This window comes from Micromonospora sp. NPDC047465, from assembly GCF_040643125.1.
Taxonomy (GTDB): domain Bacteria; phylum Actinomycetota; class Actinomycetes; order Mycobacteriales; family Micromonosporaceae; genus Micromonospora.
This window is the reverse complement of record NZ_JBEYTP010000017.1, coordinates 88,857-105,668: the sequence shown is the minus strand read 5'-3', so window position 1 is coordinate 105,668 and position 16,812 is coordinate 88,857. Positions and strand designations below refer to the sequence as shown.

12 protein-coding genes and 1 pseudogene are annotated in these 16,812 nt (G+C 73.1%); 7 read left to right on the top strand and 6 right to left on the bottom strand.

Features of this window, described 5'->3' with window-relative positions; genetic code table 11:
- Nucleotides 1-4: 4 nt before the first annotated feature.
- The 4 genes from ABZ793_RS17630 to eccCa all read right to left on the bottom strand — a co-directional run bounded on the left by ABZ793_RS17630 (nt 5) and on the right by eccCa (nt 5,249).
- A complete protein-coding gene (locus ABZ793_RS17630) occupies nt 5-328 on the bottom strand; it encodes a hypothetical protein (RefSeq protein WP_350678828.1) in 324 nt (107 codons plus the stop codon).
- A 113-nt stretch (nt 329-441) separates the two neighbouring features.
- Nucleotides 442-744: a WXG100 family type VII secretion target gene (locus tag ABZ793_RS17625; protein ID WP_350705957.1), complete on the bottom strand. Its 303-nt coding sequence runs from the start codon at nt 742-744 to the stop codon at nt 442-444.
- A gap of 25 nt (nt 745-769) precedes the next feature.
- The gene (locus tag ABZ793_RS17620) at nt 770-1,120 is read right to left on the bottom strand and encodes a hypothetical protein (protein ID WP_350705959.1); all 351 of its coding nucleotides are present in this window, start codon (nt 1,118-1,120) and stop codon (nt 770-772) included.
- A 178-nt stretch (nt 1,121-1,298) separates the two neighbouring features.
- The gene (gene eccCa, locus ABZ793_RS17615; protein ID WP_357458105.1) at nt 1,299-5,249 is read right to left on the bottom strand and encodes a type VII secretion protein EccCa; all 3,951 of its coding nucleotides are present in this window, start codon (nt 5,247-5,249) and stop codon (nt 1,299-1,301) included.
- A gap of 188 nt (nt 5,250-5,437) precedes the next feature.
- Between eccCa and ABZ793_RS17610 the strand changes: the two genes are divergently transcribed.
- The 5 genes from ABZ793_RS17610 to eccD are packed head-to-tail and all read left to right on the top strand — an operon-like array spanning nt 5,438 to nt 11,490.
- Nucleotides 5,438-6,190, top strand: coding sequence for a WXG100 family type VII secretion target (locus ABZ793_RS17610; RefSeq protein ID WP_350705962.1), 753 nt, complete (start codon nt 5,438-5,440; stop codon nt 6,188-6,190).
- Nucleotides 6,191-6,223: 33 nt separating this feature from the next.
- Entirely contained in the window at nt 6,224-7,339 is a 1,116-nt protein-coding gene (locus ABZ793_RS17605) for a hypothetical protein (protein ID WP_357458101.1), read from the top strand.
- Between the two features lie 3 nt (nt 7,340-7,342).
- Nucleotides 7,343-9,751, top strand: a complete 2,409-nt coding sequence (locus ABZ793_RS17600) for a WXG100 family type VII secretion target (protein ID WP_357458098.1) — start codon at nt 7,343-7,345, stop codon at nt 9,749-9,751.
- A gap of 57 nt (nt 9,752-9,808) precedes the next feature.
- On the top strand, nt 9,809-10,111 hold the full coding sequence (locus ABZ793_RS17595; protein ID WP_357458095.1) for a YbaB/EbfC family nucleoid-associated protein: 303 nt from the start codon (nt 9,809-9,811) through the stop codon (nt 10,109-10,111).
- Complete coding sequence (gene eccD / locus ABZ793_RS17590) at nt 10,108-11,490, top strand: type VII secretion integral membrane protein EccD (RefSeq protein WP_357458093.1); 1,383 nt, start codon at nt 10,108-10,110, stop codon at nt 11,488-11,490. Before ABZ793_RS17595 ends, eccD begins: the two co-directional genes overlap by 4 nt.
- Here eccD and ABZ793_RS17585 read toward each other — a convergent pair.
- Entirely contained in the window at nt 11,487-12,527 is a 1,041-nt protein-coding gene (locus ABZ793_RS17585) for a type VII secretion protein EccE (protein ID WP_357458090.1), read from the bottom strand. The two genes, eccD and ABZ793_RS17585, sit on opposite strands and share 4 nt — an antisense overlap.
- Nucleotides 12,528-12,691: 164 nt before the next feature.
- Here ABZ793_RS17585 and eccB point away from each other — a divergent pair, with 164 nt between their 5' ends.
- Together eccB and ABZ793_RS17575 are read left to right on the top strand one after the other, a co-directional pair.
- Nucleotides 12,692-14,134, top strand: coding sequence for a type VII secretion protein EccB (eccB, locus tag ABZ793_RS17580; RefSeq protein ID WP_357458087.1), 1,443 nt, complete (start codon nt 12,692-12,694; stop codon nt 14,132-14,134).
- A pseudogene (locus ABZ793_RS17575) lies at nt 14,131-14,682 on the top strand (response regulator transcription factor); the annotation flags it as partial. The gene eccB and the pseudogene ABZ793_RS17575, both read left to right, overlap by 4 nt.
- Here ABZ793_RS17575 and ABZ793_RS17570 read toward each other — a convergent pair.
- Nucleotides 14,657-16,711 carry a heavy metal translocating P-type ATPase gene (locus ABZ793_RS17570; protein ID WP_357458186.1) on the bottom strand — a complete coding sequence of 685 codons (2,055 nt, stop codon included), beginning with the start codon at nt 16,709-16,711 and terminating at the stop codon, nt 14,657-14,659. The pseudogene ABZ793_RS17575 and the gene ABZ793_RS17570 overlap by 26 nt on opposite strands.
- Nucleotides 16,712-16,812 lie beyond the last annotated feature (101 nt).

The following is a 16,812-nucleotide window of genomic DNA, read 5'->3' as shown; positions in this document are numbered from 1 at the left end:
CGTGTCAGTCCCTTCCGTGCGCCCGGAAGGACGTGGCGACGCCGATGTCGTAGTCGGCGTACCCGTCCGCGATCATGCGGGTCACGTCGTTGGCGAAGGCGATCGCCTCCCGCACGGTGTGCAGTAGTTCGTGCATCTGTTCGGCGGCGGCCCGGTGCCGCTCGGCCAGCGACGCCGCCTCGCCGAACTCGCCGAGCCGGACCGGCCGGATGCGCAACTGGCCGAGGCCGTCCGTCGGTTTGCGCATCGCCTCCAGTTGGTCCTCCAACTCGCGGGCGAACGCCAGCAGCGATTCGAGGTGGACCCGGAACGACTCCTCGTGGGACATCGTCGCGCTCTCCTGTCTCGGAGCTCGGCTGGGAACAACGCCGGCCAGCGGGGCGGCGGCGTCGGGTGGAGGCGGATCCCGCCCCACCCCACGCCGCCGCGGATCGCCCCGGCTCAGGCGAAGAAGCTGGTGTTCCTGTTCTCCAGCGCCAACTGGGTGTCGTGCGCCTCGTTCACCTTGCCGGAGAACTGACCGATCACCGCGATGATGTCGGCCAGTGCCGCGCGCAGCCGCGTCTCGGACTGCTCCGCGGCCTGACCGGCGGCGCTGCCGGAGGCGTACCAGGTCTGCTTGATCGGGGCCAGGCTGCTCTGCAGCTGTTCCACGTGGCCGTTCAAGGCCTGGGCCTTGACCTGCAGCGAGTCGGCGGCGGCCCGCAGCGCGCCGAATTCCACATTGATCACATCGGCGGTCATTTCACATCACCCCTTTCCGGGCAGGTTAGGCGCCGGCCAGCCGGCTGAGTACGGGGCTTCCCTCGCCCACGGCGCCGGTGAGGCCCCGCAGGGAGTCGGCGGCCGCCATATCACCGGTGTTGTAGTTGCGGAAACTCTCGTTGACCAGACCGGACATGGTCTGCAGTTCCCGTGACGCAACCCGCATGCTCTCCTGCAGCCGGCCCTGCAGCTGCCAGAAAGCGGTGGCCTGGTTACCGGCGTACCGGCTCAGGACCGACACGAGTTCGCTCTCGAGTTGTGCCATGCTCCGAGCCGTGTTGGTGGCGGCTTCGTCGAACCCGCTGACCGCTCGCGTCATCGCGGCGGCATCACTCTGGTATCCGGGACTGGCCACGTCGGGTCACCTCCTCTTGGCAGGGTCGCGCGCCGACTCGCGGCGCCGTACACGCTGGGGATGCTATGCATCCGTCACCCTTGGTAGTACGGCACAAGTACCCGTCGCCGACACGGCACTATTACCCACAGGGACCCGGCGGCCGGGGCCGCCGGGTCCCTGCGTCGACCGGTTCGGATCAGGCCGGGTCGGTCTGTGCCCAGGCGAGCTGCACCAGCGACACCCCGGTCCGTCGGTCCACCAACTGCCCACGTCCGGGTGGCTGTTTGCTGGGCTTGACGTCGCCCAGCAGCGCGCCCTCGTCACGGGAACCGGAGAGCAGCAGGCCCGGTGTACCCAGGTCGCGCAGCCGCTGCACGACCGGCTCGAACAGGCTTCGGCTGGCGCCGCCGGAGCGGCGGGTGAGCACCAGATGCAGGCCGACGTCCTTGGCCTGCGGCAGGAAGTCCAGCAGGGGCGCGAGTGGGTTGCGGCTCGGTGACACCACCAGGTCGTAGTCGTCGACGAGGACGAACAGCTCGGGGCCGCTCCACCAGCTGCGCTCGCGCAACTCGGTGGCGGTCACCTCCGGACCGGGCAGGCGTCGCCGCAGTCCCTCCGCGGCCTCGGCGACGAGCTGCTCGAGCACCGGCTCACTGCCGGCGTAGCCGAGCAGGTGCGGGCCGGTGAGGGCGTCCACCAGCCCGCGCCGGTAGTCGGCGACGATGACCGCGGCCTCGGCCACCGGATAACGGGCCTCGATCTGCTGGGCGAGCACCCGCAGCAGCCCGGTCTTGCCGGACTCCACGTCGCCGAAGGCGATGAAGTGCGGATCGGCGTCGAAGTCCAGGTAGGCCGGTCCCAGGTCCGCCTCGGCGAGCCCGATCGGGATCCGTCGGTCACCGGGAACCGGACCGGGCAGGTCGGCGGCCGGCACCAGCCTGGGCAGCAACCGCACCTGCGGAGCGCGCGGGCCGTGCCAGCTCGCGTCCACCTGCTTGACCAGGTCGCTCGCGCCGTCGGGCAGGTCGCTGACCGTGGTACGGCCGTCGATGCGCGGCAGCCCGCCGAGGAAGTGCAGCTTGTCGGCGGTGAGCCCGCGTCCCGGAGCCCCCTTCGGCACGTCGGCCGCGGCCCGCCGGTCGTACGCCGAGTCGGCCGGGTCGCCGAGGCGCAGCTCGACGTGGGTGCCGATCAGGTCGCGCAGGGCCGGTCGGATCTCCATCGCCCGGTTGGCCGACAGTACGACGTGCAGGCCGAACCCGAGGCCGCGGGCGGCGAGCGTGGTGACCGACTCGTCCAGCGGCTCGAACTCCTGGCGCAGGGTCATCCAGCCGTCGACGACGAGGAACACGTCGCCGAACGTCCGCCCGTCCGGGCTGGGCGGTGGGCGGCGCCGGAAGTCGGAGATCGAGTCGATGCCGTGCGCGGCGAACGACTGCTCCCGCTCGGCCAGCAGGCCGGTCAGCTCGGCGACGATCCGGCGGACCCGTTCGGTGTCCATCCGGTTGGCGTAGCCGCTGACATGCGGCAGGCCGGCGAGGGTGGCCAGGCCGCCGCCACCGAAGTCGAGCAGGAAGAACTGCGCCTCGGTCGGGGTGTGGGTGAGCGCCAGCGCGGACACCAGGGTGCGCAGCAGGGTGCTCTTGCCGCTCTGCGGTGCGCCGAGCACGAGCGCGTGCCCGGCTGCCCCGGACAGCTCCGCCCACAGCAGGTCCCGGCGTTGCTCGAACGGCTTGTCCACGATGGCCAGTGGCACGGTGAGCTGCCCGTTGCCGGCCCAGCCCACCGGGGTCAGACCGCGCCGCGGATCGACGCCCAGCGGCGGCAGCAGCTGGTCCAGGGCGGGTGGTTCGGCCAGCGGCGGCAGCCAGATCTGGTGCGCGGCGGGCCCGTTGCCGAGCAGCCGGCCGATCATGGCGCTCAGCACGGTCTCGCCCTTGGTCGCCGCGGTGTCGGGGGCGTTCGTCGGGGCCGGTGCGCGTACCGGCTCGGCCGGCGCCAGCGGGGCGAGCCCGAACGGCAGCACCCGCCGCTCGTACGGGATCTCCTCGGCCACGGCGGCGGCCTGCTCGGGCGGCAGTTCGCCGGAGACGTACGCGGCCTTGAACCGTTGCAGCGTGGTGGTGTCCCACTTCAGGTACGCCGAGCCGGGTACCGGCGGCAGTTCGTACGCGTCGGACACCCCGAGTACCGCCCGGCTCTCCGCAGCGGAGAAGGTGCGCAGCCCGATCCGGTAGCTCAGGTGGCTGTCCAGGCCGCGTAGCCGCCCCTCCTCGAGCCGTTGCGAGGCGAGCATCAGGTGTACGCCGAGGCTGCGGCCGAGCCGACCAATCATCACGAACAGGTCGATGAACTCGGGCCGGCTGGACAGCAGTTCGCTGAACTCGTCGATGATCACCAGCAGCGAGGGCAGCGGTTGCAGGGGCGTGCCCTCGGTCCGGGCCCGCTCGTAGTCGCGTACCGAGGCGTAGTTCCCGGCGGCCCGCAGTAGTTCCTGGCGGCGGACCAGCTCGCCGCGGAGCGCGTCGGCCATCCGGTCGACCAGGGTCAGGTCGGCCGCGAGGTTGGTGATCACCGCGCAGGTGTGCGGCAGGCCGGTCATGCCGGCGAAGGTGGCGCCACCCTTGAAGTCGATCAACGCGAGGTTGAGCGTCTCCGAGGAGTGGGTGGCGGCGAGCCCGGTGACCAGGGTGCGCAGCAGCTCGCTCTTGCCGGACCCGGTGGCCCCGATGACCAGGCCGTGCGGGCCCATGCCCCCTTCGGCCGACTCCTTGAGGTCCAGGTCGACCGGGCGCCCGTCGGGATCCACTCCGATCGGGATGCGCAGCCGGTCCCGGGCCGACCGGGGGCGCCAGGTGACCGCCGGGTCGAGCCGGCGCGGGTCGCCGATGCCGAGCAGGTCGGCCAGGCCGAAGGTGGTGGACAGCGGTTGCTCGCTGGCCGTCGCCGTGCCGGTGTGCAGCGCGGTGAGCTGCCGGGCGACCACCTCGGCGCCGGCGACGCTGAGCCGGTCGGGCACGCCGACCAGCGAGACGCCGTCCGGGGTGCGCATGCCGAGCCGACCTTCGGAGATCACCAGGTCGAGCGCGTCAGCGCCACCGCCGGACCCGCCGCCGAGTTCCAGCATGGTGGTGCCGGCCAGGCCGTCGGGTGGGGCCAGCCCGGCATCGGGCAGCGTGCCGGCCCCGTCGAGCACGATCAGCAGGTGCGGTGCCTCGGGCCGGGCACCGGGTCTGAACGGGCCGCGGGCCGCCGGGTCGGCCGGGTCGTCGGCCAGTAGCGCGGCCAACTCGGTGAGGGTGGGCGCGACCAGCCGGGTCGGTCCACTCGCGTCGGCCCGGCCCGGATGCACCGCGTGGGGCAGCCACTTCAGCCAGTCCCAGGCGCCCTGCCGGTCTGGCCCGACGCAGGCGGCGACGCGCAGATTGTCCGGGGAGTGGAAGGTGACCAGGTGGGCCAGCAGGGCCCGGGCGAGGGCCAGGATCTCGGGGCGGTCGCCGGCCAGGGTGACCCGCGGGAAGGAACGTAGGGACACCGCCACCGGCAGCCCGCCGACGGTCGCGTAGGTGCGGATGAAGTGCCGCAGCGAGGTGGACGCCACCGGATCGAGGTCCTCCAGTGGGGCCGTCTGCGGCGCCCGCAGCGCGGTGGCCAGCCGCTGCGGCCCGGTGCCGACCCGGACGCGGCCGAAGTCGGGATCGGTGCGGGCCCGTTCCCAGAGCCGCTCGGTGCCGGCGAACGACCACAGGTCGGCCGGGTCGGGCAGCGCCGCCAGGGCCGTCTCCCGTTGCCGGACCGCCACCTCACGGACCTGGCCGCGCAGGCCGCCGAGGTAGCGCAGGTAGTCTCGTCGTTCGTCGTTGATCTGCGCCTTCTTCGAGGCGCCGCCACGGGACAGGCTCATGATGAGCATGCCGGCCATGGCGCTGATGTACAGGGCGCCGAAGATCCAGGTCATCGCCCCACCGGACCGTCCGATGTAGACGAATGACATGGCGCCCATGCCGAGCATCATCGGCAGCATGAACATCAGTTGCATGCCGGCCTGGCCGGACCCGCGGGGCAGGGCGGGCGGGGACTGCAGCATGATCTCGCCGCGTGGTGGTTCGGGCAGTACAGCCCGGCGGCGGAAGGTGTCGGCGGACATCCGGCGGTGCCTCCTCGGCCCGAAGAATCGGAACCCGTGGTCACTTTGACAGAGCAGGTAGTGGGTAGTTTTGCCGTTTAAGGGCTCGCGCGCACCAACCTACGATGACCCGCAACGAACCGGGAACCGCCTCAGCGCGGCCGAGTTGCCCGGCCCGGCGTGGGCGATCTGGCGGGAAGGTGCGAACGATGACGACAGGCTCGTCGTACAACGTGCGGCCGGATGCCGTACGGGGAGTGGTCGGCAACGTCGTCGGCATTCTGCTCCAGGCGTACAGCACGGTGATGGAGTTGGAGCGGCTCACCCTCGCGCCGACGTCGTTCGCGAAGCTGGGCTCGCCGGTCGCGTCGGCGAACATCGCGATGCAGGGGCAGGTCGTCGGCACCATGCGGACGCTGCTGCAACTGCTGCAGGAGATCAACGACCTGGTGCACCGCAGCGCCAACGACTACGACGACGCGGACCGGGCGGTCGCCGCCGCGCTGGGCGGGGCGCCCACCGGCACCGGTGCGGCGCCCAGCGCCGCCCTCGCCGGCTACGCGATCAACGACAGCGCGGGCGCGGCGGGGGAGCCCGGGTCGGTCGGCAACATCCTGGACTACCTGGGCCGGGCGGGGCTCGGTGAGCTTTCGGCCCGGCCCCTGACCGAAGTGACCTTCCGCGACGCGCGGGACTTCGCCGACTGGCTCGACCGCAGCCCGGCCAACCAGGAACGGGTCGGCCTGTTGGCGGTCTACTCGGGCAGCGGGCGGGACGTCTCCGGCCTGGTGCACCCCGGCGACGTGGTGGTCGTACAGCCCGTCGTCGGTGACGGTGGCCCGGTCATCGGCGTCGCCGGCGCGGGCGGCCAGCTCTACAACCACGGAGCAGTCGGCTCGGCGGCGGAGTTCGGACGCGTCCGGGTCTACCGCCCGATGACGGATGCGACCTCGCTGTGGTGAACCCCGACGGCCTGAAGCCGAGAGAGGTGCGTCGTGTTTGACATCCCCAACTCGGGCGCGATGGACGCCGCCGCCGGCGGACGCGGGCCCGGCACCGTCGCACTGCCCACGATCGTGGGCGGTAACCCGCAAGCCATCCTTGCCCACTCAGCGGCGTTGACCGCGCGGGTGGCCCGACTGGTCACCCTGTTGGCCGACCTGGAGCGGGCCCGCGAGCAACTGCGTGAGGTGTGGTCCGCCGGGTCGGCGAGCGACTCCGTGGTGCAGAAGCTGAACAAGTCCTTCGCCAGCTTCCAGCAGATCATCGAGACCGTGTACGCCGGCGTTCGGGAACTCGAGGGCGCCGCCGCGCAGTTGACCACCGCGCAGGCGGCCTACCGGGCAGTGGTCAGCGCGGTCAACCCGACAGTGGCCGCCCTGATGTCCAATCCGTACACCCGGGCGGCCGGCCGGGCCCTGGCGGTCAGCACCACCGGGATCCTCAAGGCGTTCCTCACCGGTATCGGTGGCATCCTCACCGCCATCGGGGTGACCAACCTCGGCCAGATCCTGACCGGTCTGGCCACCATCGTCGGCCAGGTCGAGCAGCTGTTCTCGAAGAACAACGACGGCGGCTCGGCACCCGCTCCGGCGCTGCCGCCCGGGAGCGCGGGCAACCCCGTGCTCGCGCCACCACCGATGGCCAGCGTCGCCACCGGCGCGGGACAGGTGGCCCTGGGCGGCAGCTTCGGCACCAGCGGCTACGGCATGCCGACGTTCACCGGCGTGGGCTACCCGGCCAGCGGTTCGATGAGCAGCTATCTGCCGCCGGCGCTCGGCACCGACCAGTGGGTCGCGGTCCACCCCGGTCAGTCCTCGCTCCCCGGTGGGGCGCCGGTGACGATGACGCCACACGGCCCGGTGCAGACGCTGCCGATCCCACCGGCCGCGCCGGTTGACGGGCCGGCTTCGTCCGCCCCGTCCGGGCCCGGCGACGACGGCGACGACGAGGTGACGATCACGGCCAGCAAGGGCGACATGACGTTGACCGTCGAGGTGCCGGTGGACACCGGACGCGCGTTCGACATCGAGGTCACCGCCAGCTCCGGTGGGCAGAGCGTCAACGCCGACATCAGCGTCGGCGCCGACGGCTCGATCAAGGTGGACTGACCGGTGACCGGCGTCTCTCCCGCCCTGGTCGGCCACACCGTGAACCTGTCGGGCGCGCTGTCCTGGCTGCTCTCCCGGTACGCCACGGTGCTCGCCGAATACCGCCGGCAGATGACCGGCGACCCGGCCGGGCTGCGGACCGTGGCCCACTCCTATCTGGCGATCGCCGACCAGGCGGCGGGCGTCTGCGGTGAGCTGGTCCGACGCCGGACCGGGCTCTCGGCGCAGTGGCACGGCTCGGCGTACGACGCGTTCGGCGCCGCCGCCGGCCGGGTCACCACCGGGCTGGACGGCACCGAGGCGCGACTGCGCCGGCACGCCGCCGCGCTGGAACGCGCAGCCGGCGGCCTGGAGGCCGCCGCGAGCACCGCCGACACGGTCATCGCCCGGTTCCGGGCCAACGCCCAGCTCCTGGTGGCCGCCGCCGGGGCGGTGCCGAGCAGCCAGGTCTCCGTTCTGCTCGGGCACGCCCGGAACATCGGTGAGCAGGCGTTGGGTGCGATGCGCGGGGTGTGGGACCGGCTTGGCGTGGTGCTGGCGCAGGTCGCCACCGAGCTCGGCGGGCCGCACCCGGTGGGCGCCGCCGGTCCGGCCGCCGCGGCCGGCGCCGACGGACGTCTGGCGGGAGAGGCGGTGCGGGCCGCGCTCGCCGGAGACGCCTCGCCAACGCAGTTCCGCCAGAGCATGGCGCAGCTCGCCGTGATCACCGACCGGGTACGCACCAACCAACCACCGTCCGCCGCGGACAAGGCCTTCCTGACCTCGTTCTACGGCGCGCTCGGCGACCGGGTGTTCGACCTGCCGGGCTACGTCAACGCCACCGAGCACCGCTACCAGACCAGTCTGTTCGGCATTTTCGGCGAGACCGCCCCGGGCTTCGCCCCCGCCGACCGGCAGGAGATGCTGCGGACCGTCGGCAACGGCATCCTCACCCTGTCGCAGGACCCGGCCGACCTGCCTGCCGCGGTCCGCGACCTCGTGCACACACCGGCGGCCACCGAGACCAACATCGGCACCAACTCGTTCGGATTCACGCACGAGGTGCCGGCGACGCCGGGCCGCGCACCGTTGACCGGGGTGCTCGGCGAGACGGTCTACACCAACCGGCTCGACGTGCCCCGGTACGCCCAGTGGGAGGCGCTGTCGCAGCTGACCGGCGCGGCCGACCGGGATCTCGTCGCCGGAGCCGACTACTCCGCCGCGGTGACCCGTCGGGTCGGCGAGATGGCCGACGTCACCCAGCGGCTGGACGACCCCTCCCGGCACAGCCCCGACCAGCCCGGGTACTACGTGTCGACCGACGACGCGGTGCTCTGGGACAAGCCCCGGGTGGATGCGACGATGACCACGCTGCTCGACGTGTCCACCCGGAACCACGTCGCCGACGCGGCGCTGGCCAGCGACGGCGAGACACTGCGCCGACTGGCCGGCTTCGGGTGGGCGGACGACGGCAGCACCGCGGGCCGGGTCGTCGACTGGATCGGCGCCGGAACCGCCGATCCCGCCGAGCATGACCTGGCCCGCGGTGCCTACGTCAACCTCACGCAGACGATGACCGACCCGGCGTCGTACCCGCAGACCCTGGCCGCGACGCGGGAGAACCCGCACTTCGCCGAGGCGGTCGCCCGGGCCACCGTGCCGAACCTGGACCTGTACGCCCAGCCGCTCGACGGGTTGGACACCGATCCGGCGGCGCAGCGCCTGGGCAGCACCGACGCCCGGCACATGCTGATGCTCGGTCAGGTCACCCAGGACGGTCGTGACGAGATCAGCGCGGCGGCGGACCTGTACCAGGAGTACCTGCTGCGCCAGGCCGACGCCGGCACGATCCCGATGGAACAGGCGGGCCGGTACGCCGGCAACGTCGACGGCCTGACCAACGCCGCGGCCGCCAACGCGATCTGGTACGCCAACGTGCAGGACGCCGAGCAGGCCACCCGTACGGCGCAGGAGGCGTACGCCCGGCAGGTGGCGATCGCCAACGCGGTCAAGGACGTGGTCGGGTTCGGTGTCGGCAAGTTGCCGGAGGTCGGCGGGTTCGCCGGCTTCGCCTTCGGGCAGGCGGCCGACGTCGTCACCGGCGCGCTGCAGGCACCCGCTCCGGTGCATCCGCAGAGCGTGCCCACCGATGTGTTCCACCACCCGCAGTTCACCGGCAACGGGACCGTCTACACGGCGGCCGGCGACCTCGCCAGTTTCGAGCTACGCAACGGCGGATCGGCCCCGACCGTACCGGTTGGCGCGCTGCATGGCACGGCCGCGGAGGAGGCCGTACGGTGGGCCCGGGCCGACCCGGGCCGGGCCGACTACATGGATGCCTACACCACCGCCGCGCAGTACGTGTATCTCGCAAACCTTGCGACTCATACCCGTGAGTCGATCCAATACGACGTGCAGGGGCGGCGGCCGTAGCCCACTGGCGGGCCACGGCACGGGCGGGTAGCGGTGACACCGGAGGGAAGACGACAGATGGAACCGGCGATCGAGGATCTGCTCGCCCAGGTGCGTGAGCAGCAACAGCGGATCGAGGAGATCCAGCGCTCGGTGGCGACGATGGAGCTGACCGCGTACGCCGGCAACGGCGACGTCACCGTGAAGCTCAAGGGTGACGGCCGGTTCACCGAGGTGACCATCGACCCGCAGGTGATGCGTCGCTACGACGCGCACACCCTCGGTCAACTCGTGTTGGAGGCGGTGAACGACGGCCTGGCCAAGCTGGCGGCGGCCAACGAGGCGAAGTACGCCCCGCTGCTCGGCGAGGCGCAGCAGTGACCACTGCGGTTGCCCCTCGGCGGGTCACCGTGGTAGCTCCCCACGCCCGTCTCGACGTGTCGTTGCCGATACAGAGCACGGTGGCGGAGCTGCTTCCGCAACTGGTCCGGCTGCTGGCGACCAACGCCGACCGGGCCGATCGGGCCGGCGGGGTCGGCTGGGAACTGCGTCGCTTCGGTGGGCCGCCGTTGGACGGTGCGGTCACCGTCAGCGGCGCCGGGGTGCGCGACGGCGAGGTGCTCTACCTGGACACGGTCGACCGACGGGCCACCCCGATGCTCTTCGACGACGTGGTGGACGCCATCGCGAGCGCCGCCGCGGACCGGCCCGGGGTGTGGCGGGCATCGGCGTCCCGAAAGGTCGGCGGTGCGGTCGCCGCGCTGGCCTTCACCGCGGTCGCGGTCGCGGTCGGCTACAGCGGGCTCGCCGCGTCGACCGTCGCGCTGCTGTCCGGCATCCTGGCCCTGATACTGCTGCTTGCCAGCGGAGCGTTGTCGCGGGCGTTCGGCGAGCGAGGTCTAGGCGCGGCGGTGGCCGCCGGTGGCGTACCGGCGGCGATGATCGGCGGGCTGTCGGCGATCGGTGGCCTGGGCGCGGCGATGGAGCTGACCGCGGGTCGACTGGCGCTGGCCGGCGCGGCGGCCACTTTTTACACGGCGGTGGCCGCCGTGGTGGTGGCGGAGCAGCGGTTCGCCGCCGCCGCGGTGGCTGCCGCGGTGGGTAGTCTCGGCGCGCTCGCCGACCTGCTCACCGCCTCCTCGCCCGCTTCGGTCGCGGCGGTCACCTGTTGCGTGGCCGTGGTGGCCAGTCCGGCGCTGCCGATGCTCGCGCTTCGGCTCGGCCGGCTGCCGCTGCCCGGGGTACCGACCGACATGGAGGCGTTCCGGGGGGACGAGCGGCCCACGCTCGGACCCGAGGTGGTCGCGGACACCGAGGCCGCCGAACGGATCCTGACCGGTCTGCTCTGCGGCCTGGCGGTCATCGTGGCCGGTTGCGCCGGGATACTGCTGTGGAGCGGCGGTCGCTGGGCGTGGGCGCTGGCCGGTCTGGCCGGCGTAGCGCTGTTGCTCCGCGCCCGGGCCTACGTCGGCGTCGGCCAGCGGGCCGCCCTGTTGCTGGCGGGTGCCGCGTCGGTGCTCGGCCTGACGGCTCGGGCGAGCCTGGCCGGCGGGCCCGGAACGCGGTTGCTCCTCGCCGGGCTGCTCCTGGTGACCGGAGTGGTCTGCGGGACGTACGCGGTCCGGGCCGCCGCCAGGACACCGTCGCCGTACTGGGGCCGGCTGCTCGACGTGGTCGAGTTCCTGGCGCTGCTCAGTCTGGTGCCGGTGGCGGGCGCGGTGCTCGACATCTACGGCGCGGCACGCGCATGGGGCGGCTAACCCACTGGCAGGCCAGCCAGCGGCAGCGTGGCCCAGGCCGCCTCGGCATGTGCCCCGTCCAGTGGGACCAGGTCCCGGTCGAAGCCGGCGGTGGCCTTCCCGACCGCCTCGGCGACCGCCTCCCGGGCTGGTCCGGCGGGCACCCCGAGCCGGATCAGCGCCGTGCTGCGGGTGCCGCCGCCGCGTTGCCGGTCCCACCGTACCGACACGGCACTGACCAGCGCCGGTGTGACGGCGTGCCGGCGAAGCAGCGTGGCCACCTCGCTCAGGCTCCGGGCGGCTCGGCGTGGCCGGAAGCAGACCTGGTGCAGCATGCCCAGCGACCAGTAGTGCCAGGTCTCCGTGCCCGGGTCGTCCGCGCGCCGCGGATCGACACCGAGCACGGCGGCCCACGCGTCGCGCAGTTGACCGCCGTCGAGCGCGGTGACCTGGTGCCCGCCGGCGCGCAGGTCGGCGGCGAGCCGCAGCGCGGCGGTGCCCGCGGCACGTACCGCACCGATCCGGCCGCCGCCGCGGGCCCGTACCGCCCGGGTGGCCGTCTCGGGGTCGAGCCGGATGGCGATCCAGCGCGCCGCGTTGCCGGTGCCCGGCGAGGTCCAGTCGACCAGTTGCGCGCCGGCCAGCGGCAGATCGGGGTCGTCGTAGTGGGACAGCAGCCGGCGCAGCAGGTCGTCGAGGTCACCGTCGGGTTCGACGCGCAGCAGCGCGCTCCACGACGTGCCGTCACCGGCCAGCCCGATCCGGTTACCCGCCCGGTCCGCGTCGGTCCGGGTCCGCAGGCCGGGCAGGGCCGGCAGGGCATTTCCGGCGCGGCGCCGGAAGCGGTGCCGGACCACCACCCAGTCGGACAGCCACCGGCCGCGCCAGCGCACCCCGGTAGCGAGCACCACGCCCGCCGCCACCCCGGTGAGGGTGCCGCCGGCCGCACCGGACGGTCCGCCGGCCGCGACCGCACCCAGCACCGCGGTCTGCCAGAGCATCAGCCGGCCGACGCCGAGCCCGCGCAGGGTGCGCGGCCCCACCGGTGGTACGGGCATCGGCGGCGCACTCCGCTGCCGGGTGGAATCGAGGGGCGGTGCGGTGGCCGGTGCGGCTGGCGGCATGGCTCGGCTCCTTGGGCTCGATCTCGTCGGCGATCCGTACCTTATATCCGTAGTTCTAGTGCACCGGGCGTGCATCGCACCATGGCGGGGACCAACTGATGTGGACACAGCGGGACCAACTACAGGCGTACCAGTTCCTTCGCCGCCGGCTCGTCTCGGCGCTGCAGGTCGGTGACGCCAACCACCCGGTGTCGCCGAGTCGCCGTCTGGTCATCGGGTGTGCGCTCGGCGCGGCGGTGGCCCTGCTGGTGACCGCCGGCTTCGGTGTGTACGGCTTTCTGCGGCCCGGGGCGAACACCGACTGGCGCAAGCCCGGCCAGGTGGTGATCGACAAGGACACCGGAGCGGCGTACGTGATGGGCACCGACGGGCTGCTGCACCCGATGCTCAACTACGCCTCCGCGCGCCTGCTCGCGGGCGGTGACGGCACCGCCACCAGCCGGGTGTCGAGCAAGTCGCTGGCACGTGCGCCGCGCGGCGTCCCGCTCGGGATACCGGGCGCGCCGGCGTCGTTGCCGGGCCGGGATCGGCTGACGACCGGGCCGTTCACCGTCTGTGCGCAGACCGCCGACGGTCGGCCGGCGGGCACCGCGCCGGTCACCACGGCGCTGGCCGGGGTTCCGCCGGTGGGCGTCGAGGTGGACGCGGCGACCGCGTTGCTGGTCGCCGGCCCGGACGGTACCGAGCACGCGTTGGTGGCCGGTCGCCGGCACCGGATCACCGACTCGGCCACGGCGGTGGCCCTCGGCTACGACGCGGTACGCCCGCTGCCGGTCAGCGCGGCCTGGCTGAGCGCGGTGATCGCTGGCCCGGACCTGCGACTGATCACGGTGGCGGGGGTAGGCGCCGCCGGGCCGCGGATCGGTGACCGGAGCACCCGGGTCGGCCAGGTGCTCGCCGCCACGACCGTCGGCACCGAACCCCGCTACTACCTGGTCCGCGCCGACGGGCTGCTGCCGATCGGGCAGACCGAGGCGGCGCTGGTGCTCGGCAATCCGGCCAACCGGGCGGCGTACCCGGGTGGCGCGGCGCGCGAGATTCCGGTGACGCCGGCCGACGTGGCGCAGTCGCGGCCGGTGGCCGGTAAGGCCGCCGACTATCCGGCCCGACTCGCCCCGCCGGCCGAGGCGCCGCAGGAAGGGGCCGCGGTGTGTGCGACGGTGGACGGCGATCGGGCGGTGGTCAGGCTGGGCGCCGCCACCGGCGTGCCGGCCGGGGCGGAGCCGCTGGCAGCCGGCGGTGGTACGCGAGCCGACAGAGTGTTCGTACCGGCCGGTCGGGCCGCGGTGGTGCGCGAGCGACCGACGCCGCAGGCCGCCCTCGGCACCGTCTTCCTTCTCACCGACCAGGGCGTGCGGTATCCGGTACCGGACGGCGACGCGCTCAAGGCGCTCGGGTACGGGACGGTTCGGCCCACACCGGTGCCACCGACCGTGCTGGCGCTGTTCCCCGTCGGCCCCGTGCTGGACCCGGCCGCCGCCCGACGGCCAGCCACGCCGGGCGTCACCACCCCGGCCACCGGCGCGGGGGAGCCCCGGTGACCGGCGTGCCGACGATCGAGGTGTCGGTGGTGGAGGACCACCCCCTCTACCGGGCCGCGCTGGTCCGGGCGCTCGGGGACGCACCGGATGTCCAGGTCAGGGTGACCGCCAAGTCGGTGGAGGAGTTCGCGGCGTACCGGCAGCCCGGCGGGGGAGTGGCGATCCTCGATCTGCGGCTGCCGGGGGTACGCGACGCGGCGGCGGTGGTCGCGGTCACCGGGATGGGCCACCGGGTGCTGGTGGTGTCCGCGCACGGTGACCAGTCCGACGTGCTCGGGGCGATCGCCGCCGGGGCCCGTGGCTACCTGACCAAGGACGCCGACGCCGACGAGATCCTCCGGGCGGTACGGGAGATCGCCGCCGGCAACACCTACGTGTCGCCGACCCTGGCCTCGATCCTGCTGGACTCGTCCCGGGGACGGCAGCCGCTGTACCGGGTGCCGTTGTCCGACCGGGAACGTCAGGTGCTGTCGCTGCTGGCAGCCGGCGAACGGGACCAGGACATCGCGGAGGCGTTGGCGATCAGCGTCCGTACCGTCCGATCCCACCTCGACCGGATCCGGGAGAAGACGGGGCGTCGTCGTCGGCCGGAGCTGACCCGGCTGGCCATCGAGGAGGGTATCGCCGCACCGGCACAGAACCGCTGACGGTGCGAGCTGCCCGATTCCAGGCGGCGCGGCGGAGCAGGCGGAGGCCGTTGAGGCCGACGATGATGGTGGAGCCTTCATGGCCGGCCACGCCGAGCGGCAGGGGCAGCGTGCCGATGAGGTCCCAGGCGACCAGGACGGCGATGAAGGTTCCGGCGATGGCGAGGTTCGCGATGACGAGCCGGCGGGCGCGGCGGGCCAGCTGGATGACGGCGGGCAGGGTGGCGAGTTCGTCGCGGGTGATGACGGTGTCGGCGGTGTCGAGCGCGAGGTCGGCGCCGGCGCGTCCCATTGCGACGCCGACGTGGGCGGCGGCCAGGGCGGGGGCGTCGTTGACGCCGTCGCCCACCAGGACCACGCGGTCCCCGTGGTTTTCCAGTTCGCGCACCGCGGTGACCTTGTCCTGGGGGAGCAGGCCGGCGCGGACGTCGGTGATGCCGATTTCGGCGGCGAGCCGTCGGGCGGCGCGTTCGTTGTCGCCGGTCAGGAGCAGCGGGCGCGCTCCGGTCACCGCGGTGAGTTGCGCGACCGTTGCGGCGGCGTCCGCGCGGAGCTTGTCGGCGAGGCCCAACACGCCGACGGGTTCGCCATCGACCCGGACCACGACCGCTGTTCGGCCCGCCTGCTCCAGCTCGTCGACGATGGCACGTAGTGAGTCGTCGTGGCTCTTGAGGAGTCCGACGGGGCTGCCGACGTCGACCTGGTAGCCGTCGACGTGGGCGGTGACGCCGCGCCCGGGAGCCGAGGTGAAGGCGTCCGACGGGGGTAGCGGGAGCTGTGCATCGCGGGCGGCTGCGACGACAGCGCGGGCGAGGGGATGCTCAGACGAGCTCTCGGCAGCGGCGGCGAGGGCGAGCAGTCGGTCTTCGGTGAGGCTGGCGTGGGGCAGGAGCCGGATGTCGGTCAGGTGCGGGGTGCCTTCGGTGAGGGTGCCGGTCTTGTCGAACGCGATCCGCGTGGCGGTGGCGAGTTGTTCCATCACCACGGCGGACTTGACCAGCACACCGTGCCGGCCGGCGTTGGCGATCGCGGACAGCAGCGGCGGCATGGTGGCCAGCACCACCGCGCACGGGGAGGCGACGATCATGAAGGTCATCGCGCGCAGCAGCGTCGGTTGTAGCTCGGCACCCAGCGCCAACGGGATCACGAAGAGGGCGATCGTGGCGGCGACCATGCCCACGGAGTAGCGCTGTTCGATCTTCTCGATGAACAGCTGCACGCGGGCTTTCGTCCCGCTGGCCTCGGCGACCATGGCGACGATCCGGGCGATGACCGTGTCGCCGGCCGGACGGGTCACGCGGACGCCGAGCGCACCCGTGCCGTTGAGGGTGCCGGCGAACACCTCGTCGCCGGGGTGCTTGTCCACGGGCAGCGGCTCGCCGGTAATGGTGGCCTGGTCGACCTCGCTCGCGCCGTGGGTGACCTCGCCGTCGGCACCGATCCGCTCGCCGGGGCGAACCAGGATGACGTCTCCCACGTGCAGGTCGGCGGCTTCGACGGTCTCCTGACCGGTCGCGGTGAGGCGGGTGGCTGTGTCGGGCGCGAGGTCGAGCAGGCCGTTGACGGAGTCCTCTGTGCGTTTGGTGGCGGTGGCTTCCAGCGCGCCGGAGATGGCGAAGATGACGATGAGCAACGCCCCGTCGAGAACCTGCCCGATGGCCGCCGCGCCGACCGCCGCCAGGACCATCAGCAGGTCGACGTCGAGCTTGCGCTCGCGCAGCGCCTGCACGCCCGCCCAGCCCGGCTCCCACCCGCCGGCGACGTAGCAGGCCAGATACAACGCCCACCACGCCCAACTCGGAGCGGGGGACAGTTGGGTCAGCAGACCCAGCCCGAACAGGCCGGTCGCCGCGGCAGCCCAGCGGACCTCCCGCAGCGACCACAGGGCTGTCCGCCGCTGACCAGCCCGACGCGTCGGGACCGGATGCACGGGCTGGGCGGTGGACGGGTTCTCCACGCTCGTCGTCACTCAGGCATCTTATATGCGCAGTCATGCAGATACGCAAATAGCGGGATGGTCGGTATGCTCAG

Coding starts and splice junctions, on each gene's coding strand:
- ABZ793_RS17630 (WP_350678828.1), bottom strand. CDS start 328: ATGTCCCACGAGGAGTCGTTCCGGGTCCACCTCGAATCGCTGCTGGCG.
- ABZ793_RS17625 (WP_350705957.1), bottom strand. CDS start 744: ATGACCGCCGATGTGATCAATGTGGAATTCGGCGCGCTGCGGGCCGCC.
- eccCa (WP_357458105.1), bottom strand. CDS start 5,249: ATGTCCGCCGACACCTTCCGCCGCCGGGCTGTACTGCCCGAACCACCA.
- ABZ793_RS17610 (WP_350705962.1), top strand. CDS start 5,438: ATGACGACAGGCTCGTCGTACAACGTGCGGCCGGATGCCGTACGGGGA.
- ABZ793_RS17595 (WP_357458095.1), top strand. CDS start 9,809: ATGGAACCGGCGATCGAGGATCTGCTCGCCCAGGTGCGTGAGCAGCAA.
- ABZ793_RS17585 (WP_357458090.1), bottom strand. CDS start 12,527: ATGCCCGTACCACCGGTGGGGCCGCGCACCCTGCGCGGGCTCGGCGTC.
- eccB (WP_357458087.1), top strand. CDS start 12,692: ATGTGGACACAGCGGGACCAACTACAGGCGTACCAGTTCCTTCGCCGC.